This window comes from Streptomyces flavofungini (assembly GCF_041028215.1).
Classification (GTDB): Bacteria; Actinomycetota; Actinomycetes; order Streptomycetales; family Streptomycetaceae; genus Streptomyces; species Streptomyces flavofungini_B.
Genome location: NZ_JASKYR010000600.1, coordinates 1 through 5,121, shown reverse-complemented (window position 1 = coordinate 5,121; position 5,121 = coordinate 1). Strand labels below are relative to the sequence as shown.

The window sequence follows — 5,121 nt, the reverse complement described above, 5'->3', positions numbered from 1 at the left end:
CCCGCCCACAGCGGCACCCGCACCCGCGGCCACGCCGAACGGCCTGACGGTACGTGCCCCCGGCCGCACCATGGCCGAGGCGGACCGTGACCGCAGGCAGCGCAAGGCCGCGGCCGACGCCCAGCCTGCCGCGGCCGACGCCCCGCCCGGCCTCCCGTACGGCGCCCGGGTTTCGGCGCCCTCACCCCCGTACAGCACCGTGAGATTGGAGGCACGGGCCGGTGACGGGCATGGCCCCCGCACACCTCAGCCCCACCCCACCATGCAGACCACTGACACCAGCCTGACCTGGCTCCTTCAGAACCTTCTCCAGCACACCCCCGGTACGCGGCACGCCCTGGTCCTCTCCCGCGACGGCCTGAAACTGTGCTGGAGCGAGCACCTCCCGCTCGACCAGGCCGATCAGCTCGCGGCCATCTGCTCCGGTATCCAGGCCCTGGCCCACGGCGCGTCCGCCGAGTTCGGCGACGGGAGCGGCGGCGTCCGGCACTCCATGACCGAATTCCACGGCGGGCTGCTGTTCATCGTCGAGGCCGGGCAGGGCGCGCACCTGGCGGTGGTGGCCGAGGAGAAGGCCGACCCGGGCGTGGTGGGCCACGCGATGACGGAGCTCGTGGAGCAACTCGGGGAACACCTGCGCGCCGAGCCGCGTGCGCAGACCGAAGACAGCGGGTCCTCGTGACGCCGCGCAGGCCCGTCGACGTAGGCGATCCGGACCGGCTCTATACCGTCACCGGCGGCCGCAGCCGGGCCGAGGACGACTCCTTCGACCTGGTCACGCTGGTGGTGAGCGAGTGCGACCCCACCCCGGGGATGCAGTCGGAGCACGCGCGGATCCTCCGACTGTGCCGCCACCCCACGGCCGTCGTGGAGATCGCCGCGGAGCTGGGACTGCCGGTCACCGTGGTGCGCATCCTGCTCGGCGACCTGCTCACGACGGGAAAGATCACCGCCCGTCACCCCCGCGCGGCCGACTCGGTCGCCTCCATGCCCGAAACCGCCCTTCTCAAGGAGGTGCTCCATGGGCTCCGCAACCTCTGAGCTGCCCGCCCGCACTCCGTTGTCCGACTCCGCAGAGACCGGCCTGAAGATCGTCGTCGTGGGCGGGTTCGGCGTCGGCAAGACCACCCTGGTCCGGTCCGTCAGCGAGATCCGCCCGCTGAACACCGAAGAGGTGATGACCCAGGCCGGTGTCGGAGTCGACGACCTCCTGGAGAGCACCGGGAAGAACACCACGACCGTGGCGTTCGACTTCGGCCGGATCAGCCTCAACGAACGCCTGGTGCTCTACCTGTTCGGGGCGCCGGGCCAGGAGCGCTTCTGGTTCCTGTGGGACCGCCTCTTCTCCGGCACCCTCGGCGCGGTCGTCCTGGTCGACACCCGGCGCATGGACGACTCCTGGTACGCGATCGACCGGCTCGAACACCACAGGACACCGTTCGTCGTGGCGGTCAACAGGTTCGACGACGACACCGTCCGCCACTCCCTGGAGGAGATCCGGCAGGCCCTCGCCCTGCCCGACCACGTACCCCTGATCGACTGCGACGCGCGGGTGCGATGGTCGGGCAAGGACGTCCTGATCACCCTCGTGGACCACCTCCACACGCTGGCCATGGCCCAGGAGAAGACACCGTGACCGAGCCGACCACAAGCCCCTTCGAGCCGACCACCCCCTCCGCCGGACCGGGCGGCGACACGGCCCCGGGGTGCCCCGCTCACCCGGGCGCCGTACGCCTCGGTGGCCTGGAGTACCAGCAGACACCCGCGGAGCTGTACCGCAGCCTGCGCCGTGAGCACGGCGCGGTGGCACCGGTACTGCTCGACGGGGACGTGCCCGCCTGGCTGGTCCTCGGCTACCCCGAGGTCAGCTATGTGACCGCCCACGACGACCTCTTCGCCCGCGACTCGCGCCGGTGGAACCAGTGGGAGCACATCCCCCCGGACTGGCCACTCATGCCGTTCGTGGGCCATCAGCCGTCGGTCCTGTTCACCGAGGGCGAGGAACACCGGCGGCGAGCCGGTGTGATCACACAGGCGCTGGAAGGGGTCGACCAGTTCGAACTCGGCCGGGACAGCGCCCGCATCGCCGACCGGCTGATCGGCGCGTTCGCGGGCAGTGGCCAGGCGGAGCTGATGGGCGCCTACGCACACGCCCTGCCCATGCGGGCAGCGGTGCAGATGTGCGGCATGCCCGAGACGGGCACCGACACGCACCAGCTCGTGGAGGACCTGCGGATCTCGCTCGACGCGCGTGAGGGCGACGACCCCGTGGCGGCGTACACACGCGTCGGCGAGCGCATCCAGCTCCTGGTCAAGGAGAAGCGGGAGCATCCCGGCGCGGACGTCACCTCGCGGATGCTGCTGCATCCGGCGGGCCTCACCGACGAGGAGATCGTCCAGGACCTGATCTCCGTCATCGCCGCGGCCCAGCAGCCCACGGCCAACTGGATCTGCAACACGCTGCGGCTGATGCTGACCGACGACCGGTTCGCCCTGAACGTCTCCGGCGGGCGGCTGAGCGTGGGCGAGGCGCTCAACGAGGTGCTGTGGCTCGACACCCCGACCCAGAACTTCATCGGCCGCTGGGCGGTGCGCGACACCCAGCTCGGCGGGCGGCAGATCCGGGCGGGCGACTGCCTCGTGCTCGGCCTCGCCGCGGCCAACACCGATCCGCAGATCTGGCCCGAGTCGCACGTCGGCCCCGAGAACTCCGCGCACCTCTCCTTCAGCCACGGCGAGCACCGCTGCCCCTACCCGGCGCCGCTGCTGGCCGACGTCATCGCCCGTACCGCGGTCGAGACGCTCCTTGAGCGGCTGCCCGACCTCGTCCTCGCGGTGGAGCCCGAGGAGCTGACCTGGCGTCCGTCCATCTGGATGCGCGGCCTGACATCGCTGCCAGTGCGGTTCACACCGGTGACGCAGTGAGTACGGGGGGTGGGCCGGGGCGCGGGCCGGTGCGGTCGGCCCGCACCCCGGCCGCGGTCAGGCGGCCACGGGAGTGAACCGCACCGGAAGCGACTGCGGCCCGCGCGTGAACACACCCTGCTCCACCGGGTCGAAACCCTCGGCGAGGCGTACGTCGGGCATGGCGTCCAGAAGCTGCCCCACACCGATCTCCACCTCCGCCTTGGCCAGCAGCGCCCCCACGCAGAAGTGGCGGCCGAGCGCGAAGGCGAGATGGTCGGCGGCGGCGGAGAACGCGGTCGTGGTGGTCAGGTCGTCCCGGAAGATGTCGAAGCGGTCCGGGTCGCCGTAGCGCCGCTCGTCGCGGTTGGCGGAACCGATCAGGCAGGTGACGGTGGCACCGGCGGGGATCGTGCCACCGCTGAGCCGCACGTCCGTCGCCGACTGCCGCATGATCATCTGAACGGGCGGGGTGTACCGCAGGGTCTCGGCGAACGCACGGGCGATCAGTGTCCGGTCCCGCCGGACGGCTTCGAGCTGGTCCGGGTGGAGCAGGAGGTTGGCGAAGACGCTCGCGATCGCCTTGTCGGTGGTCTCACCGCCCGCGGCGAGCAGCAGGCTGCAGAAGGCCTTGATGTCCTCGTCGCTCATGCGCACGCCGTCCACCTCGGCGGCGCACAGCGTAGACAGCAGGTCATCGCCGAGGTGCTCGCGACGCTTCTGGATGACGGGAATCATGTACTCGGCGAACTCCACGCGGGTGCGCTCACCGGCCGCCGCGACCTCCGGATCACCCGTCAGGTTGCCGAGGAAGGCGATGACGGTGGTGTACCAGCCGTGGAAGCGGGCGTGGTCGGCCTTGTCGAGGCCGAGCATGTCGGCTATCACGTTCACCGGGAAGTGGGTGGCGAAGCCCTCCACCAGGTCCACGGCGCCGGTGTGCCGGAACGTGTCGATCAGCTCGCGGGAGTTGCTCTCGATGACGGGCAGGAACTTCTCCCGCAGGTCGCCGCCGCGGAACGCGGGCGCGACGAGCGCGCGCCGCACGGCGTGCTCCCGCCCGCTGAGCTGGAGGATCGTCTTGCCGTGCACCGGCTCGATCTGCCAGTCGTAGTTGTCGGTGGTGAACTGTGAGCTCTTGTCCTTGAACACGCGCTCGACATCCTCGTACCGCGATATGACCCAACTCCGGGTCGCCTCGTGCCAGAAGAGCGGGGCCTCCTCCCGCATCGCCCGATAGGCCGGGTAGGGGTCGTTGGCGAACTCGGGCGAGAGGATGTCGGGAACCTGCTGTGCGGCGGACATGGAACTCCTCGATCGGTGCGGACGACGCGCCACAGGCTATTGAGTACGGTCGCTTCCAGCCAGACTGCGTGCGGCCACCCGCTCCTCGGTGCAGGCAGGTTGGCCGAAAGTGGAACCTTCCATTCAGTCCGCCCCGGCGAACGACGGCCTACTTCGGTGTGAAGCGGCGAACCGTGTCGCTTCCCGGGTCCGACAGCCAGAAGGTGCCGTCCTTGACGGGCACGATGTCGGACAGATCCCTCGCTCCCCGCACGGGCCAGAGGGTCATCCGCCCCCGAGTGGTGATACGTCCGACGCGGTTGTCCGCCGTGAACCAGAGGGCTTTGTCGTGGCCGAGGACGATGTCCCGCGGGTCCCGGGAGCCGCGTACCGGGAAGCGCGAAACTTCGCCGTCGGTGCCGACGCGTCCGACGGCGCGGCGATCGGTGAACCACAGCGCCTTGTCGGGACCGGCCACGAGGCCGCCCGGGGCTGCGGTCCTGGGCAGCGGCCACCGCTTGTGGTCCCCGTCGGCGGTGAGCCGGCCGATGCCTTCCCGCCGGGCGGCACCGCCCTCGTTCCGCTGGGTGAACCACACGGCGCCATCGGGCCCCAGGGCCATACCATCCGCCCCTACGGAGAACGGGGTCCTGAACCGCTTGACGGGCACCAGACCCCGCTTCGTGTCGGCGCGGCTGATGACCGTTGAGCCCCGGTCGGCGTGCTCGAACCAGATCGCGTCGTCCGGGCCGAGGGCCAGGGCGTCGGGGAAGCCGGGGCCGCCCTTCCCGGCATCGGGGCCGTTGCCGGGAGCAGCCGCACTGTCGCTCCACCAGGTGAACGTGCCGGACGGGTCGAGGCGCCCGATCTGGTCACCCGCGGTGTACCAGACCCCGCCGTCCACGGACTCCTGGAGGTCGCCCGGGGTGGGAG

The 5,121-nt window shown here is 70.9% G+C and carries 6 protein-coding genes; 4 read left to right on the top strand and 2 right to left on the bottom strand.

Annotated elements, in window-relative coordinates; genetic code table 11:
* Positions 1–262: 262 nt before the first annotated feature.
* The 4 genes from AB8Z36_RS30650 to AB8Z36_RS30635 all read left to right on the top strand — a co-directional run bounded on the left by AB8Z36_RS30650 (position 263) and on the right by AB8Z36_RS30635 (position 2,925).
* Positions 263–682: a roadblock/LC7 domain-containing protein gene (locus AB8Z36_RS30650; protein WP_369216649.1), complete on the top strand. Its 420-nt coding sequence runs from the start codon at positions 263–265 to the stop codon at positions 680–682.
* Complete coding sequence (locus tag AB8Z36_RS30645) at positions 679–1,041, top strand: DUF742 domain-containing protein (protein WP_369216647.1); 363 nt, start codon at positions 679–681, stop codon at positions 1,039–1,041. The genes AB8Z36_RS30650 and AB8Z36_RS30645 overlap by 4 nt, the downstream gene beginning before the upstream one ends.
* On the top strand, positions 1,022–1,636 hold the full coding sequence (locus AB8Z36_RS30640; RefSeq protein ID WP_369216646.1) for a GTP-binding protein: 615 nt from the start codon (positions 1,022–1,024) through the stop codon (positions 1,634–1,636). Before AB8Z36_RS30645 ends, AB8Z36_RS30640 begins: the two co-directional genes overlap by 20 nt.
* A 107-nt stretch (positions 1,637–1,743) precedes the next feature.
* Positions 1,744–2,925, top strand: coding sequence for a cytochrome P450 (locus AB8Z36_RS30635; protein WP_369216648.1), 1,182 nt, complete (start codon positions 1,744–1,746; stop codon positions 2,923–2,925).
* Between the two features lie 57 nt (positions 2,926–2,982).
* On the opposite strand, the gene AB8Z36_RS30630 is transcribed toward AB8Z36_RS30635, so the two are convergent.
* Positions 2,983–4,209, bottom strand: a complete 1,227-nt coding sequence (locus AB8Z36_RS30630; RefSeq protein ID WP_369216645.1) for a cytochrome P450 — start codon at positions 4,207–4,209, stop codon at positions 2,983–2,985.
* Between the two features lie 148 nt (positions 4,210–4,357).
* Positions 4,358–5,121 (bottom strand): Vgb family protein (locus AB8Z36_RS30625; RefSeq protein ID WP_369216644.1); only part of this gene is annotated, 764 nt, incomplete at its 5' end.

Excerpts from the sequence above, each read along its gene's own strand:
- AB8Z36_RS30630 (WP_369216645.1), bottom strand. The coding sequence starts at position 4,209 with ATGTCCGCCGCACAGCAGGTTCCCGACATCCTCTCGCCCGAGTTCGCC.
- AB8Z36_RS30650 (WP_369216649.1), top strand. The coding sequence starts at position 263 with ATGCAGACCACTGACACCAGCCTGACCTGGCTCCTTCAGAACCTTCTC.
- AB8Z36_RS30640 (WP_369216646.1), top strand. The coding sequence starts at position 1,022 with ATGGGCTCCGCAACCTCTGAGCTGCCCGCCCGCACTCCGTTGTCCGAC.